Origin of the sequence: Aquimarina spinulae, assembly GCF_943373825.1 — a bacterium.
Classification (GTDB): Bacteria; Bacteroidota; Bacteroidia; order Flavobacteriales; family Flavobacteriaceae; genus Aquimarina; species Aquimarina spinulae.
On record NZ_CALSBP010000003.1, the window covers coordinates 444,065 to 466,083 of the forward strand.

Consider the following 22,019-nt stretch of genomic DNA (forward strand, 5'->3'; position numbering starts at 1 on the left):
TGGCCCAATCATCAGCAACAAAAATTTTGATGATCAGTAACCAGAATTTGTTTTATTGGTTTTGAGTTATCGCTTGGGTCTAAGATTTTCAATAATCTGCGCATCTACCCACAATACGTCTACGTTTTCGTATTTGTCAGAGCCCATATTCCTATTAAAGAAAAGATATTTACCATCTGGTGTAACACTTGCAGCTGCTTCCCAGGCACTGGTGTTTATCTTATCTCCGAGGTTGATAGCCTCACCCCAGGAACCATCTTGTTGTTTAAAACTAATGTAAATATCCGAATCTCCATATCCGTTTTCTCTTTCACCATCCCAGATTAAATAGGATTCATCTGGTGCAATAAATGGGTGTGCGTTCATCTTTCCGGTGTTAATCTTTTTACCAAATGCTTTAGGTTCTTCATGCCTCCCATTTATTAATCGAGAATACCAAATCACACCGTCTCCATCTGGCATGCCCACTTCATCAAAAACATAGGTTCCTTTTGATGAAGTCGTAAGGCGCATGATCTCTATTTTTTGAAATAAGGAGTCTAGTTTTTTTATCCCTGACCACTCCCCCGTCTCGGTTCGCTCCTTATATCGTCTGCCTAAATGCATGGTCTTACCATCGGGTGAGATAAATGGCTGCCCTACTCTCGCAGATATCACTGACTCCTGCCACCTATTATTTTTATATTGAAAAACAACAAATTCATGTTTTTTATTTTCCTTTACTTCTCTGATAAAATAAAACTCTTTCTGGTCGGGTGTAAAGACTCCTCCGTATTCCCAACCCTCAGTCACGATCATACCTGGAGCAAAACGTTCAGGTATTAAACCAGGTGGCTTTTGCCCCAGATAGGGACTTTCTATAATTGGTGAAGTAGTAGTTGTTGCGTGCTGTTTTTTAGTAGTGCAAGCATTAAAAACTAGTACCAATATAAGAAGCAAAATAAAATGTACTTTTTTCATTGTTCAACTTTTTTTATTCTTGGTAATTTATTGTACAGATCATGATTTGGGCCTGAGTTTCTCGATAATCTTAGCATCTACCCAGAATGTATCTACATCATCGTATTTATCAGTTGGTTTTGTTTTACCTACATTTCTATTGAAGAAAAGATATTTCCCGTCCGGCGACACAAATGCACCCGCTTCCGAAGACTCTGTGTTTATCTTATCGCCCAAGTTAATAGCCTCCCCCCATGAACCATCTTGCTGTTGAAAACTGATATAGATATCAGCATTACCATATCCACTATCTCTTCTACCATCCCAAAGAATATAGGATTCATCGGGAGCAATGAAAGGGTGGGCGTTCGATTTTCCAGTGTTTATCTCCTTACCAAACTGTTTAGGTTCTTCACGTTCTCCATCAATTAATCTTGAATAACGAAGAATACCTTCTCCCATTGAATCAAAAACATAGGTACCTTTAGCAGAAGCCGTAAGGAGCATAATTGGGAAGTCTTTAAATGGAACACCAAGGCTTTTTATCTTGGACCAATCGCCTGTTTCTGTACGCTCTTTATATCTTGTACCCAAATGCATGGTCTTACCATCTGGCGATATAAAGGGTTCTCCCTCTCTGGGTGATATAACCGACTCCTGCCACTTATTATTCTTATTTTGAATAACAATAAATTTCATTTTTTTATCCTCCTCTGTTTCTCCAACTTCTCTGATGAAGTAAAATTCTTTTAGGTCGGGTGTGAAGGCACCACTCCATTGCCATTCCTCTGTCGTAACCATACCGGGAGCAAAAGGTTCTGGAATTAAGCCTGGTGGTTTTTGACCTAGATAGGGGTTTTCTAAAACTGAGGATTGATCTTTAACAAACGCAGGTAAGATAACTTTTGAAACCTGAGTCATTATAGTATCTTCCCTATCATGACCAGTAATCACAACAACTAAGTCAAGTTCATCAACAGTGATAATATATTGTCCGCCACCACCCCAAGCGAAAGTGGTATCATAGCTTTTATCACCGACTATTATATTCGTTTGATAGAAAAAATAACCATAATTAAAGCTGTCGGGTTGCCAATCTTCAGTAGGTCTAATAATGTTACTGGTAGCATTAGCTAAAAATTTTGCTGAAATCAGCTGTTCGCCATTCCATTTACCTTTATTGATGACCAAAGTTCCCCACTTGACCATATCTCTCGATGTCATGCTCACGCGCCAACCAGCTTCTGGCAGGCCACTAACGCCAGTTCGCCAGCGATAATTCGTGATGCCCATTTTGTCGAGAAGTTCATTTTTGATGAAATCCTGGGCGGTGCCCGGCACGACGGCCTCAATGACTTGCATCACCAAGCTTGGATTGAAGTTGCCATATGAATAGTTCTGAGACGTTGAGGTAATAGGCGCACTATGCTCAAGAAGGGTTTGAACTAGGCCTTGCCCTTTTAACTTGCTTGGATTTTTCTCGAATTCTTTTCTCTGTTCTTCACTAATGCGAAGTCCTCCGCGCATGGTCAATGCCTTATGGAGCGTGATTTTTTCTGCGCCCTTAACAAATTTTGTTGGATCCAGGTCTTTTAGAAAACTAACCAGGGGTTTATCCAGATCGGCCATTTTCAGATAGCCCAATTGGATAGTACGGCCCAGTGCCAAACTGGTGTAGGCTTTAGCGGCTGAGGCTTGGTCGCTGGCCAGGTTAACGCGACCGCGCCGGTAGTAAGATTCAAACAAGAGCATACCTTTGTGAGTGATAAGCATGCTGTCATAGAGACCGTGCATACTGTCGGCGATCTCCTGGCTCAGCTTAATAATCATGTCTTTATTGCCTCCATTAGCGCCCAATTCGCCAATTGCTAGACTATCCTTTCTACCTGTTGGTGTTGTATCGATAAAGGCTTCTTTAAGATATGGTAAATCCCAGAACGATATTTTGGCTTCGGCGGCTGTAGCCTCTGGTGCGGGGCTATCACTTTGTTGGGCAAAGCTAATACTTGTTATTAAAAGTATAATTAAACAGAGTAATCGTGTTATGTTTTTCATTATTTTATCTTTTGAATTCTAAATCGTTTAATTTTACACAACCACTGTTATTTTTGTGTTTTTAGCCAGACTGCACCAAAAGCGTTATTTATAAATTTTCCTACTGAGGAACCATCATTTTTCATCATATAGACATGTTTTTCTCCATTCTCATCCGAGGATTGGAAAATTATTTTAGAACCATCAGGAGACCAGGAAGGATTCCAATCATCAACATCATTATTTGTTAATCGTTTTTGATTTGAGCCATCTATATTCATTACATAAATTTCATGATTTCCATCTCTATTAGACATAAAAACTATTTGTTTACCATCGGCAGAAACTTCAGGATGCAAATCTTTAGCTTTATTATTGGTTAACTTAGTTATGTTGCTGCCATCAATATTGGCTATGCAGATTTCTTCACTATCGGAATGAAAAATGGAATGAAAGACGAGTTTTCCTTCTTGAGTAAAATATGGTCCTCCACCATTCAGTGGTTTTATTTGAGCCTGTTCACTACCATTTGAATTCATAATCCAAAGTTCTGCCCTCCAAACTTCTTCCGAATCTTGATAATCTCTTGCAAAAACAATTTTTTTTCCATCAGGAGACCACGTAGGTGAATTATCCCATTTGTTTTTTGCGTGCGTTAATCGTTTCATGTTTGTACCATCGCTATTCATAGTATGAATAGACCATGTGTTTCCTCCATCGTAATAACCATAAGAAGTGATACGTTTTCCATCAGGAGACCAAGCTATATAACCATCTCTCCCAGGGCGATTGGTGATTCTAGTTTTTGATTCAGCTTTACTATCGGTCAGGTAAATTTCTGAATCACCTGTTTCTTTTGATGAATAAGCAATCGTATAGGGTATTGATTCTGGTTTTTTATTATTCTGACTATAACCAACCAAAAAAGAAAGTAAAGGTAAAAGGATGGTGATGGTTTTTATATATTTCATATTCTTACTTTTTAATAATATTTGAGTTATACTATTAAACAAATCTATCAAATAGAATCCCTGAAAAACTGTAAAGCAGACGAATGATATCTTCTAACGGATACATACCTATTATCAACAGAAAACATTCTTAATCCGCGGGAAATGAGATTTGGGCAGTAGGTTATTAAGATTCGTCTTTATTACTGTAGTGCTCAATTCATATTTTATATATTTATACTCTATGGTTAAAAGAAAGAACTTAATTGATTGGATTCTTCAGAATAGAGTTGTTTCGCATCTAATATTTTGGGGGTTGGTATTCATCAGCTTACCGATATTGGCTGCATTAAATGAGGGAAGCGTTGAAAAGACTGTAAACGCGAGTTTGAGTTTTTTACCTGCCCAATTATTAGCAAGTTATTTTTTAGTCTATTATCAGGTCCCCAAACTTCTATTTAAAAAGAAGTATCTTAAGTTTGGATTCTCTTTTTTGATATCTACATATGTGTTTTTAGTTATTTCAAAGCTTTCAAATATGTACTTGACTAAATTTTTTATTCCTAAATATTACGAGGAGGAAAGCTTCATAGAAATATTAGCAGACCCATTTCACTTGGCTGTCGTTCATTTTCCATCGGTCTATGTATTTGTTTTTTTAATGCTAATGACTAAGATAGTTAAGGACCGTTTTGAAGAACGTCATCAACTGGAAGTTTTACAAAAAGAAAAAGCGAATACTGAGCTTAAGTTTTTAAAAGCGCAAATCAATCCGCATTTTTTGTTTAACACGTTGAATAATTTGTATTCGTTAACCTTAGAAGAATCCTCTGAAAAAGCATCTGAAGTTGTTTTAAAATTATCGGACATGCTGGATTATATGCTGTATCAATGTAAAGACCCTGAGGTCCCGCTAAAAAATGAAATTACCTTTATACAGGATTACATAGGTTTGGAATCCCTGCGATATGGTAATAAGTTAACATTGGATTTTACTTACCAACTCCATGACCCCAACGTAATGATTGCTCCCCTAATACTGATTTCATTTGTAGAAAATGCTTTTAAGCACGGTGCAAGTAATACCTTGAATGATTCAGTAATCAAAATTGAATTAACCACAAACCAGGATCAGCTTTGTTTTAAAGTTTTTAATACCTTACCTATGGACAAAACAGATACTACAGAAAATGAATCAAATTCTGGAATTGGATTTTCCAATTCGAAACGACAATTAGAATTAAATTATAAAAGCAACTATACCCTGAAAAGTACCCAAACAGACAAAGACTTTCAGGTAGTATTAACGATTAATTTACAGTAATATGGCAATTAAATGTATGGTCATAGATGATGAACCGTTAGCAATCAAGGTACTTGAAAAGCACATCAAGAAAGTTCCTGAACTAGAGCTGTTAGCTGCTTTTGACAATCCTATTCATGCCGGAGATTTTCTTCAAAAGAATACCGTTGACCTTTTGTTTTTGGATATCCAAATGCCTGTAGTTACCGGTATTGATTTTATAAAAAACACAAACATACAACCCAAAGTTATACTAACCACAGCCTACAGAGAATATGCTTTAGAAGGATATGAACTGGATATCATTGATTATTTGTTAAAACCCATATCTTTTATTCGGTTTTATAAATCTATCAATAAATACAAAGCATTGAGTGCAGGGATCCAATACGTTTCTGATGAATCACCAGAAGCTAAGAGAACATTGGATCACATCTTTGTAAATGCTAACAAAAGAATGATTCGTGTCGAATTTAGTAACATTTTGTTTATCGACAGTATTAAAGATTATGTAAGAATCCATACTGCAAATGATACCATCATTACCAAAGATAAGATCAGTGTCTTTTTACAAAAATTACCTTCTAATTTTTTGAGGGTGCATCGTTCCTATATTATTAATACAGAAAAAATTACTTCTTTTACTTCAAAAGATATTGTCCTACTTAATGGTACGGAAGTTCCGATTGGTGCCTCCTATAAAGAAATTATTAAGTTAATTAAAAATTAATAGCGCTCGACTGTTAATTGCCCGCTCCTATCCTTTCGACAGTACTCCAACATTTAGATAGACTGCGTGTAAACAAGCTCAGTGTGGTAACTTAAGAATCACATTGTTTATATCATAGACATAGTATTCATTGCACAATGTGCTATGATCACAGGCCATAAATTTCTATTGAGTTTCACATAAGCAATCCCCATAATAATTCCGATTAGCGCTACTGATATAGAACGTTCAGAAATATCATACGAGTGTCTAAAACCCCAAATGCAGGCTTGTATTGTAATCGCAATTGCTGTCCTAAATTTTAAATTTGAAAACAACCCCTCTATCCAGGTAATTAAGAAACCTCTTTCTAGTAGTTCTTCAAAAGCAGATTGTAGCCATACAAAAAGAATAACAGAAAAAAAATAGCCGTAATCTCCATTACTAAGAGAATACCCTGTATTGGTTCCTTTTACCGCTTCACTACTTTCTTTAACAACCAAAAATGAATCTTGTATTAGATTGAAAATAAGAAGTGTAACGATTATAGTAATAAATATTATTCCTGCATTTAAAAATGTTTTAGTAATGTTTTTAGGCCTAATCAGTCCTAAAGATTTCCATGTAACTTCTCTCCTTCTCATTTGCCAAGTAGCTACTAATAAAGTAGTACCTGAATATAAAAAACCTGTAACTAAATAGTGTGTGTTAGGGATAAAGGTCTCTCTAATCAAAAACATGATTGTTATGTAAATAATTAGATCAAAGAGAAAACTAAGTTGGTTGTTTTCTTTTATATTATTTTTCATACTTTTAATTCTATTGTAACTTTTCTTTAAATCGATTTAGGTTAGCCGTAAAAGAACTTAACAGCCTATGAGATTGCTTTTTAGCTACTTCTACCGCTTTTTCGTAGTTTTTTAAAGCTAAATCGAATTGTTCATTATTCTCGTAAGCTTCACCTAAACTATCATACATATTTGCTTCATCAGGAAATAAATGCACATTTAGCTTAAATAATTTTATAGCAAATTCAGTATCTTTTTCTCTCATAAACTCATAAGCAATAAGATTTAAACGTTGTGGATGATTAAGAGAATAGTTATGTATTTTCACAAAGTTCTCAATATCTTTTAAGTCATTGAAATTATTGATTTTAGCTTTGTTGCTGTAAATAAAAAAGCGTAATCTCTCTTTTGGCAATTGGTATTTTTTATTGTATAAGATATCTTCTATATAGTATACAATGTTTCTAGATATCATGTCGTAGTTAGATAGAGCGATTATGGTGTATTTGTCATCTAAATATCTTGAAAAATATGACGAAAATCCTGGTAATCCTCCACCATGACCTACTACTCTATTATTATTTTTATTTTCTATCTGAAATGCCAAACCATAAGTTACTTTTGGTATAACATTGGTAAATAATTTCTTTTTAGAATTTTCATTAATTAGAAGTGAAGTGTATAATGCTTGATCAAATTTCAACATATCTTTAACTGTAGATAATATTCCTCCATCAGATTGTGGTGAACTATTTGTATATATCGTATTTGTATACTTACCAGATATTGACTTTAAATAACCTAATGCTCTATTTTCGACAACATCATCCCAGAATCTCATTTGTGTATTGTTCATTTTAGCAGGAATAAAGATATTCTGAGTAATAAATTCTGAATAAGACTGTCCTGAAATTTTTTCAATAATTGCACCTAACACAACCATTCCAGAATTAGAATATGCAAATTTTTTTCCTGGAATATCAAACTCTAATTTTTGTTCATAAATAAAAGGTATTATATCATTGATTACGTAACGTTTCCCTCTATTCGCTCTATACACTTTGTGCCGCATGTAATTGCTTAAACCTGAAGTATGAGACAGTAAATGATGAATAGTTATTTTATTGCCAAATGGAAAATCTTTCAGGTATTTTATAACCGGATCATTAATATTTAATTTCCCTTGTTCTTCTAATTGCATAATGGAAACGCCGGTAAACATTTTTCCCATTGAAGCAATATTAAACTTTGTATCTATATTGTTTTTTATTTGATAACTTTTATTTGCATCGCCAAAAGCTTTTTGATATAAAATTTTGCCTTCTTTTGCCAGTAAAACAGTTCCTGAAAATTGATCAAGCTCAACATGCTTTTGCATCATTTCCTCTATTTTGTCGTTTATTGTTTGTGCCTGTACACCTGACACAAAACAAATCATTAAAAATGTAATTACTTTAATCATTGATATATAGTTTTATATGAATACATCAAAATTGATTAAATGTGAGAACTCATTAAAATGAAATAGATAGTTACGATACAATTCTAGACAAACAAGACGATTTTATCTATTATGTAAAATCGGTATTAATAAATCTTTGAAAATCTTTTCTGTATTTTTCTGAAACTGGAATGTATTTATCTCCAAATACAATACGATTACGTTCTATTGTCGTTATCATCTTTAAATTAACAAGAAAAGAACGATGTACACGCATAAAGCTTTTTTTAGACAACTCTTCTGCTAAAGATTTCATGCTTTTTAAAGTGAGGATTGGCTTTTCAGAGTTAACTGTGTAGAGTTTTAAATAATCTTTTAAACCTTCAACATAAATTAAGTCTTTTAAATTTATCTTAATTAACTTGTAATCTGACTTTACAAAAATATAATCATCTATATAGTTTGTTTGATTTGAGTTGTTAAGCATTAATTGTTTTGCCTTATTCGCAGCAGAGAAAAACTCAGGATAACTAATTGGTTTTACTAAGTAGTCAATAGCATTAACTTTATAACTTTCGAGTGCAAATTCTTCAAATGCAGTTGTAAAAATAACTTTAGTGTTTTTGTTTAAAAGTAGTTTAGAGAATTCAATACCAGATAGGTTAGGCATTTGTATGTCTGTAAAAATCAAATCAACCGATTTGTGTTCTATAATTTCCATTGCAGCAATCGCACTATTGCATTTAGCAATCAATTTTAAAAAAGGTGTAGATTTCACATAACCTTCTAATAAATTAAGAGCTAAAGGTTCGTCATCAATCAAAATACAAGAAAGTATCATTTTTTAAAATTAAGTATTAATGTTGCAATATATTCGTTGTTTTCTTCTCTGGTTGTTAATTTAAACTTATTAGGATACAATAGTTCTAATCGTTTTTTTAAGTTCTCTAGCCCTATTCCAGAATTGGTAACTTTTTCTTTTTCGGGAAAAGAAGAATTAGTAACAGAATAATTAATACAATCATTTTCTATTTTTAAGTCAATATAAATAAAGCTTGGTTGTATAGCATCTATACCATGTTTAAAAGCATTTTCTACAAAAGAAATAAGAAGCAATGGAGCAATTTGTATAGGTTGATTAATTATAGGAAAATTCTTTTTTAACGTTAGATTAGCAGATACCCGCAATTGCATTAAATCTATATAACGTTCTAGAAATTCTATTTCTTTTACAATAGGAACTTTATTAATTGATGCTTCGTGTAATAGGTAACGCATCAGTTTACTTAAGGTGTGTATTGACTCTTTAGCCAAAAAAGGAGAGCTATCAATTAATGCATAAATATTATTTAAGGTATTAAAAAGAAAATGTGGCTGAACTTGATATTTTAAATATTTAATTTCAGTATCTAATTGTGTTTGTTTTACTTGTTGTAATAATAATCTATTTTTATTAAATCTTGAATTTACTTTTAAGCCAACACACATGCCAATACTTAAAATTATGGGTAACATTAATTGAACAGTAGTCATAGCACCACTTCTTACCTCTCGTATTAATTCTCCATTAATTGTTGGATGAAATACATTTAATTGTAATAGTCTTTTTAATAAAACATAGATTATAACAACCAAAACAATATTTAAAATATAAAATAACACCTTTTTACTTTTAAAAAAAAACTGATCTACTAACACAAAGTAATTGATGTAAAAAGCAAGAAAAACACTTGAAATAGACAGCCAATTTCTATTAATAAGATATTGCCCATTTGGAATATGATTTAATGAAGCTATTGGATATATAAATACAACCAGCCATAAAAAACTGTGCAATATTATTTTTAAATAACCTTTCTGCATACCATTTTGATAAAAAACTAAGGTAAGCTAAACAAGCTAAACATTTATAATTATATAGACGGTCTTTCTAATTTTATAGACGATTATTATAATTCTATCTATATCATTCCACACAGATTACACTCCTCATATTGTCTAAAAGCTAGTACTGTATTATATTTAAAATATATAGGTGTACAAAATATAATTTCTGTACACCTATATATGTGGTATTCTATTAATGTTTTGTTACAATTAGTTAATCTTATTAAGCACTTCTTTAGCATTCTTCCCTATTTCACCATCAGAATCCAAAGAAATAGCCTTTTTGAGTGCTTCTCTTGCTTTATGGGGGTCTTGTAATGCGATGTACGATTCTCCCAGATATTTATATGCGTTTGCTGAATTTGGAAATAACTCTAAAATCATAGAAAACACTTGAATGGAAGCCTGAATTTGTGGTACACGACCACTTTGCAATAAAATGTTTCCTATTTTAATTAACTCCATCTCAAAATCACAAAACGCATACAGTGGGTCTTGAATCATTTTAGGAAGTTCTTCTGCCAGTTTTTGTGTTTGTCCAGATAAATACAAGCTTATGATATAATCCATTGGCTTAGGTTTAAAATCCTGTGCATTAAAAGTTAATGCTGCTTCTAATACAGGGTCCTGATTGTTAGCATACTCATCAAAACTCATAGTAACCGGAACACTAGGGGCTATCCAATCTGCATTTTCTAAAGCTGGTTTATCTTGCCACCATAAATACGACAAAGAGATATTAATAGCACTGTTTGGAAGTCTTACAGGGCGGTTATCTCCCCAAAAATTGACATTTTCTGCTGTGGGCTCTCCCACAAAAATAACATTAGTATAATTGTCTATTTCATTAACCAGGTTTTGGCAAGCAGAAAAAGTTCGTTTTCCAATAATAACAAAGAGCTTTCCTATTTTATTTATCTTTTCAGATTTAATAAGACCTTTTATAACATCTTTATTTAAATAGTTATTTCCACCACCATTTAAACGCAAATCGATAATTAATTTCTCGGTATCATTAGTTTCTATTTCATTAAAAACACGGGCATAAAAATCCTTGGTACTTTCTTCGGCTTCATCTGCTATTCTACTATGTCTAACATACATCGCCTTTTCTTTGGCTAAGTATTCTGAGAAGTAAACCTTATCCAGGTGCTCTAAATATAAAGGTGTTGTTGATTGGTCTCTTGCATCTAACCAATTGTCTTTTTGATGTACATAGCCACGGTGGGTAGGCACAGTTTCTCCTTTGGCCAATGCAGTAAAGGATTGTGTAAATACTTTTCCTCCTTTTTCTAACGTAAGTGTTATCGTATTTTGAAGGGTTTTTGTTATTTTTTGGGCATGTAAGACTTCAGGATACCGTATATTATTAATTCCGTAAGCTTTAAAATATTGTGAATTCTCTACTTCTACTGTCGGTTCAATTGCTTTTAGAACTTCTAGAATTGGCTTCCCTTCTACTGCTATGACTTTTGCTCCAACTGCTTCTGGGTAGTTCTTGTGTGTTCCCTGAATATAAATCCCATCATTAAATTCATATAAATTGAAAGGAAATTGTGAAAATTCAAATGGCTTTTGATGAAAACTAATATAGGTATGCCCGTATTTGAATAAAGACACGAGTCGAGAAAGACCAACAATAATTTCGTGTTCTTGTAAATTCGGAATGTCATTGTATAGTGTTTCTACTTGGGTATCAAAATTTTCTTTTGTTGTTTTTACAAAAAGAAACGAATAGTCCCTATGTATCGTTTTTTGTAAAAATCGAAGATCTTCCTGCCATTGAGCTGTAGTTAGAGTCTCTTGAGACCATAACTGAGAACATAGAAATAGGCTGAGTATAATTAGTGTTTTTTTCATGATTATTGTTTAGTTAGAATGTAAAAGAAGTAGTATAACCCATTGTGCATTTAGGTTTTTTTTAACCAAAATCCGTCAATTCGAGCACCGTGGGGTACGAATGGTGTATCTAGAATAGGATTATTGATTAAAAAAAGCTACTCTTAATACATTTTGTCTTCATATCATCTCGAACACAATCGAAAGGTTATAATACAAAACACTCGAAATTGACGCTTTTTCACAATGTTTTTCCCAAATACACAACGGGTTAGTGTACCAATTTTCCCTTGTTATTAAAATTTGTTTTCTATTGCCAAAACTAAGTGTATCTGAATGTTCTTAAGCTACACTCAAGAGTAGTTTCAAAAAATGTATTATTTGCTTACGGTTTATTTAGATAATTAGAACTACACTCTCGAGTAGTTTTTAAAAACTTATATTTGTCACTATGGCTGACATTAATTCTTTTTTTTCTTTAAAAAATACAATCGGAAATCTAACAGATAACGATATTAATCAAACAGCAAATTATCTCGAAGCCATAGAAGCTTTTACAAGGACTACATACAAGAGTATCTATGTAATTGATTATGAAGTAAAAGGGTTTGAGTATGTGTCAGACAACCCGTTATTTTTATGTGGAAATTCTGCTGTAGAAGTCAAAGAAATGGGATATGGTTTTTATTTTAAATATGTGCCAGAAAAAGATTTGGAACTACTTTTAAAAATAAATACAATTGGTTTTGACTTTTATGAAAAAATACCTCTTCAAGAGCGGAAGGATTATAGTATATCGTATGATTTTCATTTAAAAAATGAAGAGGGTAAAACCATTTTAATCAATCAAAAGTTGACACCTTTATTTTTAACAGAAAGTGGAAAAATATGGAAAGCAATTTGTTTCGTATCACTGTCTACACAACAAAATTCTGGTAACATTACCATTATCAAAAAAGATGGTGCACAAAAAATGACTTATGATTTAACGACCGATTGTTGGAAATCTGTAAAAAAGATTGAACTCTCTATGAGAGAAAAAGAAATACTGCAATACTCTATTCGAGGTTATGCTATAAATGAAATTTCAGAAAAAATTTACATTTCTCCAGATACTGTAAAATTTCACAGAAAAAAACTTTATGAAAAGTTAGGTGTTGCTAATATTTATGAAGCTATTTCTTATGCAACTATTAATAAACTATTATAAATTGTATTCTTTCTATTGTTTATAGAACCTATTCTATATACTTGTTACATAAATAGTTTTACAATTGTTTTTAATAAACCAAGCCTTTTCAATCTATAAAACTTCTTTCCCATTTTTTGTGGACTTTTCTTAGGCTCACCAATCTTAGCAGGAGTGTGAATTATATCTTCACTTAATACCTCACCTGTTAAATAGAATTCTTTTAGCATTGTTATTGAATTCGTGTTTGTTAATAACGAACTATAGTCATGATGTGCATAATCAGAAAAAATTGCTAGTTTTCCATTCGGTAAGTATTTAATCATTTTTTGAGTATTTTCTAATGGCGTCGCAATATCAAAATTTCCTGCTATCATTAGTGTATTTATATAAGATGTATCTAGTTTTCTATATTTTTCAGGAATCATATGGATTTTCCAATCAGAAAAACTAACTAAAGAAAATAATTTTGACATCGGAGCCCCTAAAAGATTATTTTTTGAATTCATTCCATTGATATAATCAGTACCAGAAAGATAATCTGATGAAAGTGCTTTCGCAAAAAGATCTCCCCAAACAATATTTTCCATTTCAGGAAGCAAGTCATACATCATCACTAATAATGCCAGACCACTATAGTCTCCATTTTCGGCGGCAACAAAAGCATCAAATATTTTACCAACCCCCGAGGTTTTATACATTATATTAAACATCATTACACGTATTTTACCGGGATCCAGGTCAATTTTTTTCCATTTTTCAGGTAAGGTCAAAAAAACACTTTGTATTGTTTTAATGATATCAGGTGATCGTTTAAGGTTTAAAGAGTTTTCTTTCCATAAATCGCCGTATTTTTTTAAAATAGCATCTGTTATTTCAGGATTCCAAACAAAATGTCCTGGCGGACTTATTCCACCAATAATACTTCTATGAATACTTTCTGGGTAACGCAAACCACTTAAATATGCAAGCCGTGTACCATAGCTAAAACCAAATAGATTTATTTTATTGTACCCCAGTATATTTCTAACTAATTCGATATCGTCAATTACTTCAATAACATTATATCCATCAATGTCAATACCTTCATTTTTAAACCTTATCAATTCATTTTTCCAAACCATTCCTAATTTTTCAAAATGTGATTCGGTAAAAGCATTGGTATCAACCATTAGTGCTTCTTCAAAAGCTTTAGAATCTAACGTAACCGAACCATCTACTCCTCGATAACCAACCATAACTATATCGTGATTGTCTAATAACCATAGCATGTTCTTAACCAAATTATTACTCAAATTACTATTCCCCGGGCCTCCATCTAATAAGAAAATAGGAGCTTTAGGTGTATCGCTTAATGAATGTAGTCTCTTAACAGGAATTGTGATCACTCTGCTGGCCGGATTGTTTCGATTTTCTTTGACAGCCAATGAAATATAATCTGTCTTAATTTTTTTTGGATATTTTTTATGCTCTCTATTCTTATGGATTCCTTTTTCTATTAAAACATCTCCTTCTTTTAAGATTTGATTGCTATTGAACTTTGGAAATTTCGACGATGACCTAGAAGTAATAACACAAATACTTGATGTGATTATAAGTACACTTACTAAACAAAAAGTAATTTTTGTAGTTTTCATAATGTATAAAATTGTGTTGATTTTGCACAAACATATAGGCATTATCAGACTATTGCGCTTCATCTTATAATATGACACTAATTTTATAACCTATGTGACTTAAGGTATTGGGTTGGTGTTTTACCTGTACTCTTTTTAAAACATCTATTGAAAGACGATTTTGAATTAAACCCACATTCGTATGCCAAACTCAATAGTGTATAATTTTGATTTTTAGAGTTTTTTAGAAGTGTTTTAAATTCTTCTATGCGAAAATCATTTATAAAATCATAAAAACTCTTTTCTTCTTTTCGGTTAATTATTTCGGATAAATAATTTGGATGGATTTCGAGTTTTGTAGCAAGACTATTTAACGAAAGGTCATTTTCTTTATAGCACTTTTCTTTTTTCATCAATTGCATTAAAAGAATATATGAGCTATTTGCTAAATCATCTGTAAGTCCAGATTTTTCATATTTTTTCTTTTTACTTTCGTTAGTCTTTTGCTGTTGTTTATAGACGGTATATTCTTTTTTAAAAATATTTTTTTGCTGGATTCCAAAAAAGCCGATTAAAATTACAAAGACAGACAATCCTATAAAAATATATTCATCTTTGTTTGAAATGATAAGAATACCCCAGATTAAGCCTAAGCCATAAATCAAAAACTGTAACCAGCTCAAATCAATTTCTTCAATATCAGAAAATTGCGAATGAATATTTTTTTTATATTTTTTCAATAGGATACTCGAAAAAATCATGTACACGATTCCTGATATATAAATAAGAACTAATCCTACAGACAAAAACATTTCATAGCCTTTTCCTTTATTTTCAAAAACTGCTATTTTTTCCTGCCCAGAAAGCATAAAAAAAGAGGATAAATAAATGTAGGCTACAATAATCGGAATTAGGTGTACTAATAGAAGCTTCTTTTGTTTAGAAAACTGATGGGTTACAGACAAAACATAATAATACAAAAATATCCCGTGAAATAAAGGTAATGGAAAATGTATGCCTAATAAATGTGGTGTTTTGTAGATATCTCCTGTAAAATTGATATAAAAAAAATAAAGATGAATAGCTATAAATAGAATCCATCCCAAAAGGATAAAATCTGATCGTGATTTTTTCTTTTTTTTAAGAAGTAAAGCTGCTATAAAAAGAGAAATGCTAAGACCAGTAATGTATATCATTCTCTTAAGGAAATTTTAAAAAAATAAGGTGATCATAATAGTTTGACTAGGCTAAAATAGTATTTTTTTATAATGTTATTAATTGAGTAAAAGTTTCTCTATCCATTTCATTGCAGGATCCTCCATATCCAGATATAAAAACGTTAACAAAATGGTATCATGAAACCTGTGTATTAGTACTAATAAAACTAAGTTACCTTTATTCTTATAGCATATTAGCTTTCAACTTTTTCCAAGTGGTCTTTAGAATCAAAAGAGATAATAAATTTGGTTCCGATACCTAATTCGCTTTCACAGTTAATTTCGCCATCCATCGATTCGATGTATTTTTTAACGATGGATAATCCTAATCCAATAGATGCCTCACCTTCTGTGGGTTGTGCGCTAAGTTTCTGAAATCTACCAAATAGTTTCTTCTGATCCTCTTTGCTAATACCAGGTCCTTGATCTTCTACTACAACATATGTTCTGGCGTCATGAGATTTTACATGTAATATGACTTCACTTCCTCTTTCAGAAAACTTGATGGCATTAGAAACCAAATTTTCTAATACTTGGATCATGTAGTTTTTATCCACTTCTACAAAGTGGCTTCCTGGTTGTGATGTAGTGATCATTTTAATCTCTTTATCCTCGGCGGTAAGACGAAAACACCTTACCACATACTTCACCAATTCTACCAAATCAAGAATTTGATTCTTTAATTTAACCCGATTTGTTTCTAATGCATGTATGTTTAAGATACGACCAATCATCTGTGAAAGACGATCTGCCGAGTTGTCGATTTCGGTTAAATAGGATTCCTGATCTTTAGTCAAGTCTAGAGAAGTAATATCAATTAATTGTAGCAATAATCGTATATGACTCAACGGAGTCCTAAGATCATGAGCAACTATATTGACTAACATATCCTTTTCCTTGTTCAGGTTAACTAGTTCTTCATTTCGAATAGCGACTTCTGCTGTTCGTTCCTTGACCTTCTTCTCAAGTATTATATTTTGCTCTTGAATTAGCCTTTCATTTTCTTTGGCTGCCAACAGCGCTTCTAACTGTGCATCTTCTTTTTGTTTTTTGTACATATTAATTCGATCACCCAACGCAAATGAAAGCAGTAAAACTTCCAGGGCCGAACCAATCTGCATCGCATTTAAATATGTCATCACAAAAGTTAGATTTAAAGACTCGAGAATGGCAAAACATATACCAATAATAAGGGCGCCCCAGGCTAATAAATAATATTTGGCCGGGCGATATCCCTTTAATTTAAATCTAATACCTAAGATAAGAAAGTACGATGCCATGATTAACAGACCTCCCTGTGATAATTTCAGGCCTTCTATTTTAAAACCTAATAACACAAGAGCACATACCAAAATACCAATAACAAGAAATACCATGGATCCCTTGTGCATAGTAGAACCAGATTCTTTGGTGTTTAAAAATTTTTGGGTAAATAAAGTGGCGGTAATCATAGTCAAGCCAGAACTAACAACCACAATTTGATTAATGAAAGGGGTATTAGGCCAAAAATATTCAAAGAAATAACCAAATACTGAAGCCATAAACCAGGTAATACTAAATACATAAGCAATGTAATAGAGGTATATTCTCTCTCTGGTCGAAAAATATAAAAAGAGATTATACAGGAAAATCAAGAGCATAAATCCAAAATAGATCCCCTGTAAAAAGTCTAAATCATGCTCATAGTCTAAAAAATTGGGAAGTGTTCCCACCCGAAGCGGAAAAAACAAAGGTTGATCACTCTTTACCCTAAGGTAAAAAGTTCGTGTACTATTTACATCAAAATCAAGAGCAAATAGATAATTACCTACTTCGATTTCCCTAGTATTAAAGGGTAAGTCATCACCAGTATGTCTGGTAGAAATTAATTGATTTGTCTTATCAAATTCATAAAGTGATATAGAATCTATGAACGCCGAACCTACATTTAGGTAAAAATCGCCCGGTATAGTCTTAGTAATTCTAAATTTTAACCAGTAAGCAGAAGCTGTACTGGAAAAATTTATAGTTTCTTGAGTATACGCTTTAAAACTGGTTTCAAGGTTATTATCTGTAATTTCTTCAATAGATAGTTTAAGCGAAGTATCCTCCAGATACTGCGTTTGTTTACCTATATCTCGCAATTCTGCCGAATCACCATCTAGAAGAATAGTAGTTTGACTAAATACATTAAGAGGAGACAATAATATAATCGATAAAAATCCCAAATAGTATTTAAAATATGTTGTCATTCTTAATGTTTAATAGTTTGAGAAATCATTTTTTGCTCAACAAGGAAATTTAATACATCATACTACTTGAATTTCCTAAAATATCTATTGTATATAATAATTTTACTTGTAAGTTTATAAACCTTTTTTACTAATATATGAACAAACTCGAAATACTTAAGGAAAAAGCCAAAGGAATTGTACTTCAAGCCTCCGAAACTCCGCAGAATCGCTATAAATTACGTTACGAATTCTATCAAAAATACGGAGAACCTTTCATTAATGGAAAAGAAGGGTTGGGAAATTCTGAATTAGCATTTATGGATTGGGAAATAAAAAGGGGTACACTTAATTCTATAAACGCACAACACCCTGGTAGTCTGTGGTGGAGATCAGTAAATAGTCATTTTTTGTATCTAGCGACACTTGCACAATTAATCTATGAATCTGGCGAAACGTTTCTGGACCTACCGGCTCCTGTCGATTTTTGGTTGGAGTATATTCATACTCCCAATGAATGTTCTTGGTATCGTGCTCATAACTCTAGTATCATTGCTGGGTATCAAGTAGCCGATTCGTTAGCATTTAAAGAAAATATTTATGAACAATATTTTATGAATATCGTACTTTATCGCGTATTGTATGCTCAGTCAATGGTTGAAGGTGTGAGTTTTGGAATTTTAGGTAAAATATTTGGCAATCCGAGAGGAGCTGCAGTTTCTATCCTAACAGATATCGAAGCCTTTTACCCAAGTCATTATCCATTATCTAAAAAAGACATTGAGTATGTTACGCATCGTGCACATAATCTAAATGGATTAATTGAAGATGTTTTCGACAAGCTTTTTATCATACCACATTTAGATGAATTATATGTCGAAGCCGCCAAATGGAACAACTCTCAAATAGTATTAGAATACATCAAAAATAATAAACCGCTCTATCCGATTAGTGAGAGTGAATTTAGTTCAGCACATTTCAACACAAAATTAACAACTAAAAAAATCCATACTCTTTAAAATTAATAAACCAATGCAAAACTCAGAAAACAAAAAGAAAATAGCTATACTAGGTAGTGGTATGTCGTCACTAACAGCCGCTTATGAGCTTAGCTCTTACGAAAACTGGCAAGATCATTATGATATCACCATTTATCAAATGGGTTGGAGACTAGGAGGAAAAACCGCTACGGGTAGAGGTCCTAATGAAAGAATTCAAGAGCATGGTATTCATATTGCCCAGGGATGGTACGAAAATGCTTTCCGATTGATCCAGGATTCTTACAAAGAATGTGAGCAACATAATCTAATGCCCGATAGTCCCTTTAAATCCTGGGAAGAAGCTTTTGATCGGGAAGATACCACCCTACTCACCCACTTTGATCCTAAAACAAATCAATGGATTAAAAAAAATATCATTTTTCCATCTAATGAGTATATACCTGGCCAGGGTGGCCCTTTGCCTTTTTCGGCCATTATTCACAAAGCAGTAGGTCTAGTCTCAGAAATTTTGTTTGGTACAGACCCAAATAAGGATAATCTGGTAAGCATGGCTTCTGAATCTGCTAAGGAGATCAAACTACCTGAGCATCATCCGCTTTGGGCAAGTTTTAAATCTAAATTTGAAGCGTTTGTAAAGGATAAACTCTTTAAGCATGAAGGTGAAAAGCTATTGAATTATATATCAGAATTGGTTCAGAACCTAACCAATGAGAATCACGATCATGCACAACGAAAAGAGCATCATTCTATAATCAAAGAGCTACTCGACTTACTTTCTAAATGGGTAACTAAACTTATTGATTCTATAGCAGATCACAACGAGTATTTCTATTGGTTAGCCGTATTTGTAGAATTTGGTTTAGTCAATATGAAGGGAACATTTGAAGATGTATATGACTCCGAAACCCATGAGTTAGATTATGAACGTATCAATGATTTGGATTACCGGGAATGGCTTAAAAACCATGGAGCAAGTGAACGATTATTGAGTTCTGCTATGGTAAGATTTCTTTATACAGGAACCTTTCACAACCTTACAGGGTCTAATCACCAGGGTAGTTTGGCAGCTGGAGTTGGGCTTCATTTTCTAACAAATTCTGCAGGGTATAAAGGATCTTTTGTCTGGAAATTCAAAGCAGGAACTGCAGATACTATGATTACCCCAATTTATTTGGTCCTTAAAAACAGAGGTGTAAAATTCAAATTCTTCCATAAGGTAGAACAGGTACATTATTCTGATTCTGGAGAAATAAAAAAGATATCTATGGCCGAACAGGTTACCTTAAAAACTGAGACTTACACTCCTACTTATAAATTCAAAAATCTGGATGTATGGCCTGGAGAGCCACTTTATGACCAAATAGACGATCAACAGGCCAAAGCACTTAAAGAAGGCCAATATGACCTTGAAGAAGCTTGGTGTGGTTGGGAGAATGTTGGTAAAATATCTTTAGAAAAAGGTAAAGATTTTGATGATGTGGTTTTAGGTATCCCCATTGATGTTTTAGGTGGTGATGAAGGGATCTGTAAAGAGATTATTGATAATAATGAAGCATGGAAGAATATGTACAATCATGTTAAAAGTATTCCTACCATGTCTATGCAATTATGGATCAAACCTACATTAAAAGAACTAGGTATGAATTTACCTGATTGGGGGTTTCCTGAAGGATCATTACCTAATCTGGTTACGTATGCCGACCCTCAATATTCATTTATAGATATGTCGCAGGTAATGCCATATGAAGATTGGAAAGGTGATGAACCTGGGGTTTTGATATATTACACAGGATCGTTTCTAGACCCAGAAGTAATACCTCCATACTCAGATCATAAGTATCCTCACGAGCAATTAGAACGTATCATGCGTGTTTCAGAACAATGGTTAAAAGATAAAATGGGTTGGTTTTTTCCGAATGCAACTACACTGGAGTACCCAGAAGGAATGAAGTTGGACGTAATTCACGATTTCTCGAAAAATGCCAAAACTGATTATAGTAGGTTAAAAACACAGTTTTTTCGTGCTAATGTAAACCCTACAGATAGATACACACTATCACTTCCTGGTTCTAATAAATACCGTCTTAAAACTAATGAGTCTGGTTTTGATAATCTTATCCTTACCGGAGACTGGATCAATTTTGGTGTTAATGTAGGGTATTATGAAGGAGCTATCGTTGCAGGTCTTCAAGCGGGTCAGGCAATTAGAGATAAACTTGAATTGTCAAGTGAAACAGAAATTTTTTCTGGAGTGAAATTGAAATAGTAAACCAAAATACTTTCACAATACAAAAAGGTTGATTACAAGTTGTAATCGACCTTTTTTATGATTATAATCTAGAAACCCACACGATAAAATACTAGAATGGATACATTACTCTTAACCACAGCCTTTATAGGCGATAAAAATTATGATCCCAATAATAATTAACGTCATTGTTCCTCCTCCTCCTCCTGATGAATTGTTTTTATTTCCTCTGCCGTAGTCATTTTTACGTTGTGACCTTTGAGCATCTTCAAAATCATTTGCTTTATCCTCTCTTTCAAACCAAGAATCTCCCATATCTTTTGTTTTTAATATTACTTTCAAATAGAATTCATCCAAAACACGTATCACATAAATTGATAATCAAAAAAATGGGGAATAAAAATGACGATTGAAGTACCTAAAATTAGCAAATACGTATTGGATATAAAATAGGTAGAAACACTTGTTTTTTTAGCATCAACAAATTTTTGAAAGACTTTCACATTGATAAACTGCATCATTTTTCATCAATAGCACACTTATTCCCATAATCGTTTATTATTCTTTTCGAGTTTTTATCTACAGTTACTCTCCTTTTATATACAGATAGCTCCTAAACAGCTCTTTTTTTGATAAGAAAATGATAAT

The 22,019-nt window shown here is 32.7% G+C and carries 17 protein-coding genes; 5 read left to right on the forward strand and 12 right to left on the reverse strand.

Annotated elements, in window-relative coordinates; translation table 11 throughout:
• Nucleotides 1-66: 66 nt before the first annotated feature.
• The 3 genes from NNH57_RS24675 to NNH57_RS24685 are packed head-to-tail and all read right to left on the reverse strand — an operon-like array spanning nucleotide 67 to nucleotide 3,944.
• The gene (locus tag NNH57_RS24675) at nucleotides 67-960 is read right to left on the reverse strand and encodes a TolB-like translocation protein (RefSeq protein ID WP_108807523.1); all 894 of its coding nucleotides are present in this window, start codon (nucleotides 958-960) and stop codon (nucleotides 67-69) included.
• Nucleotides 961-999: 39 nt separating this feature from the next.
• A complete protein-coding gene (locus NNH57_RS24680) occupies nucleotides 1,000-2,994 on the reverse strand; it encodes a serine hydrolase domain-containing protein (protein WP_108807522.1) in 1,995 nt (664 codons plus the stop codon).
• A 47-nt stretch (nucleotides 2,995-3,041) separates the two neighbouring features.
• Nucleotides 3,042-3,944: a DUF5050 domain-containing protein gene (locus NNH57_RS24685; RefSeq protein WP_108807521.1), complete on the reverse strand. Its 903-nt coding sequence runs from the start codon at nucleotides 3,942-3,944 to the stop codon at nucleotides 3,042-3,044.
• A gap of 223 nt (nucleotides 3,945-4,167) precedes the next feature.
• On the opposite strand from NNH57_RS24685, the gene NNH57_RS24690 reads away from it, so the two are divergent.
• A complete protein-coding gene (locus tag NNH57_RS24690; RefSeq protein ID WP_108807520.1) occupies nucleotides 4,168-5,247 on the forward strand; it encodes a sensor histidine kinase in 1,080 nt (359 codons plus the stop codon).
• Nucleotide 5,248: 1 nt separating this feature from the next.
• Nucleotides 5,249-5,956, forward strand: coding sequence for a LytR/AlgR family response regulator transcription factor (locus tag NNH57_RS24695; RefSeq protein WP_108807519.1), 708 nt, complete (start codon nucleotides 5,249-5,251; stop codon nucleotides 5,954-5,956).
• Nucleotides 5,957-6,063: 107 nt separating this feature from the next.
• Here the strand turns inward: NNH57_RS24695 and NNH57_RS24700 are convergent, their stop codons facing one another.
• The 5 genes from NNH57_RS24700 to NNH57_RS24720 form a co-directional block, all read right to left on the reverse strand.
• Nucleotides 6,064-6,744 (reverse strand): CPBP family intramembrane glutamic endopeptidase, encoded by a 681-nt coding sequence (locus NNH57_RS24700; RefSeq protein ID WP_108807518.1) that lies wholly within the window; start codon nucleotides 6,742-6,744, stop codon nucleotides 6,064-6,066.
• 10 nt (nucleotides 6,745-6,754) lie between these two features.
• Nucleotides 6,755-8,185, reverse strand: a complete 1,431-nt coding sequence (locus NNH57_RS24705; RefSeq protein ID WP_108807517.1) for a serine hydrolase — start codon at nucleotides 8,183-8,185, stop codon at nucleotides 6,755-6,757.
• A 109-nt stretch (nucleotides 8,186-8,294) separates the two neighbouring features.
• Nucleotides 8,295-9,005: a LytR/AlgR family response regulator transcription factor gene (locus tag NNH57_RS24710; RefSeq protein WP_074410420.1), complete on the reverse strand. Its 711-nt coding sequence runs from the start codon at nucleotides 9,003-9,005 to the stop codon at nucleotides 8,295-8,297.
• Nucleotides 9,002-10,027 (reverse strand): sensor histidine kinase, encoded by a 1,026-nt coding sequence (locus tag NNH57_RS24715; RefSeq protein ID WP_108807516.1) that lies wholly within the window; start codon nucleotides 10,025-10,027, stop codon nucleotides 9,002-9,004. Before NNH57_RS24715 ends, NNH57_RS24710 begins: the two co-directional genes overlap by 4 nt.
• 234 nt (nucleotides 10,028-10,261) lie before the next feature.
• Nucleotides 10,262-11,911, reverse strand: coding sequence for a S41 family peptidase (locus NNH57_RS24720; RefSeq protein ID WP_254504278.1), 1,650 nt, complete (start codon nucleotides 11,909-11,911; stop codon nucleotides 10,262-10,264).
• Nucleotides 11,912-12,341: 430 nt separating this feature from the next.
• Here NNH57_RS24720 and NNH57_RS24725 point away from each other — a divergent pair, with 430 nt between their 5' ends.
• On the forward strand, nucleotides 12,342-13,100 hold the full coding sequence (locus tag NNH57_RS24725) for a helix-turn-helix domain-containing protein (protein ID WP_108807514.1): 759 nt from the start codon (nucleotides 12,342-12,344) through the stop codon (nucleotides 13,098-13,100).
• Between the two features lie 44 nt (nucleotides 13,101-13,144).
• Here the strand turns inward: NNH57_RS24725 and NNH57_RS24730 are convergent, their stop codons facing one another.
• From NNH57_RS24730 to NNH57_RS24740, 3 genes are all read right to left on the reverse strand, one after another.
• Complete coding sequence (locus NNH57_RS24730; RefSeq protein WP_159099175.1) at nucleotides 13,145-14,716, reverse strand: alpha/beta fold hydrolase; 1,572 nt, start codon at nucleotides 14,714-14,716, stop codon at nucleotides 13,145-13,147.
• A gap of 83 nt (nucleotides 14,717-14,799) precedes the next feature.
• On the reverse strand, nucleotides 14,800-15,891 hold the full coding sequence (locus tag NNH57_RS24735; protein WP_074406133.1) for a helix-turn-helix domain-containing protein: 1,092 nt from the start codon (nucleotides 15,889-15,891) through the stop codon (nucleotides 14,800-14,802).
• 215 nt (nucleotides 15,892-16,106) lie between these two features.
• Nucleotides 16,107-18,143, reverse strand: a complete 2,037-nt coding sequence (locus NNH57_RS24740) for a sensor histidine kinase (RefSeq protein WP_108807512.1) — start codon at nucleotides 18,141-18,143, stop codon at nucleotides 16,107-16,109.
• Nucleotides 18,144-18,280: 137 nt separating this feature from the next.
• Between NNH57_RS24740 and NNH57_RS24745 the strand changes: the two genes are divergently transcribed.
• Both NNH57_RS24745 and NNH57_RS24750 read left to right on the forward strand, forming a co-directional pair.
• Nucleotides 18,281-19,141, forward strand: coding sequence for a hypothetical protein (locus NNH57_RS24745; protein WP_108807511.1), 861 nt, complete (start codon nucleotides 18,281-18,283; stop codon nucleotides 19,139-19,141).
• 13 nt (nucleotides 19,142-19,154) lie between these two features.
• Complete coding sequence (locus NNH57_RS24750; RefSeq protein ID WP_108807510.1) at nucleotides 19,155-21,389, forward strand: NAD(P)-binding protein; 2,235 nt, start codon at nucleotides 19,155-19,157, stop codon at nucleotides 21,387-21,389.
• Between the two features lie 114 nt (nucleotides 21,390-21,503).
• Here the strand turns inward: NNH57_RS24750 and NNH57_RS24755 are convergent, their stop codons facing one another.
• Nucleotides 21,504-21,686 carry a hypothetical protein gene (locus NNH57_RS24755; protein WP_132066256.1) on the reverse strand — a complete coding sequence of 61 codons (183 nt, stop codon included), beginning with the start codon at nucleotides 21,684-21,686 and terminating at the stop codon, nucleotides 21,504-21,506.
• Nucleotides 21,687-22,019: the final 333 nt, after the last annotated feature.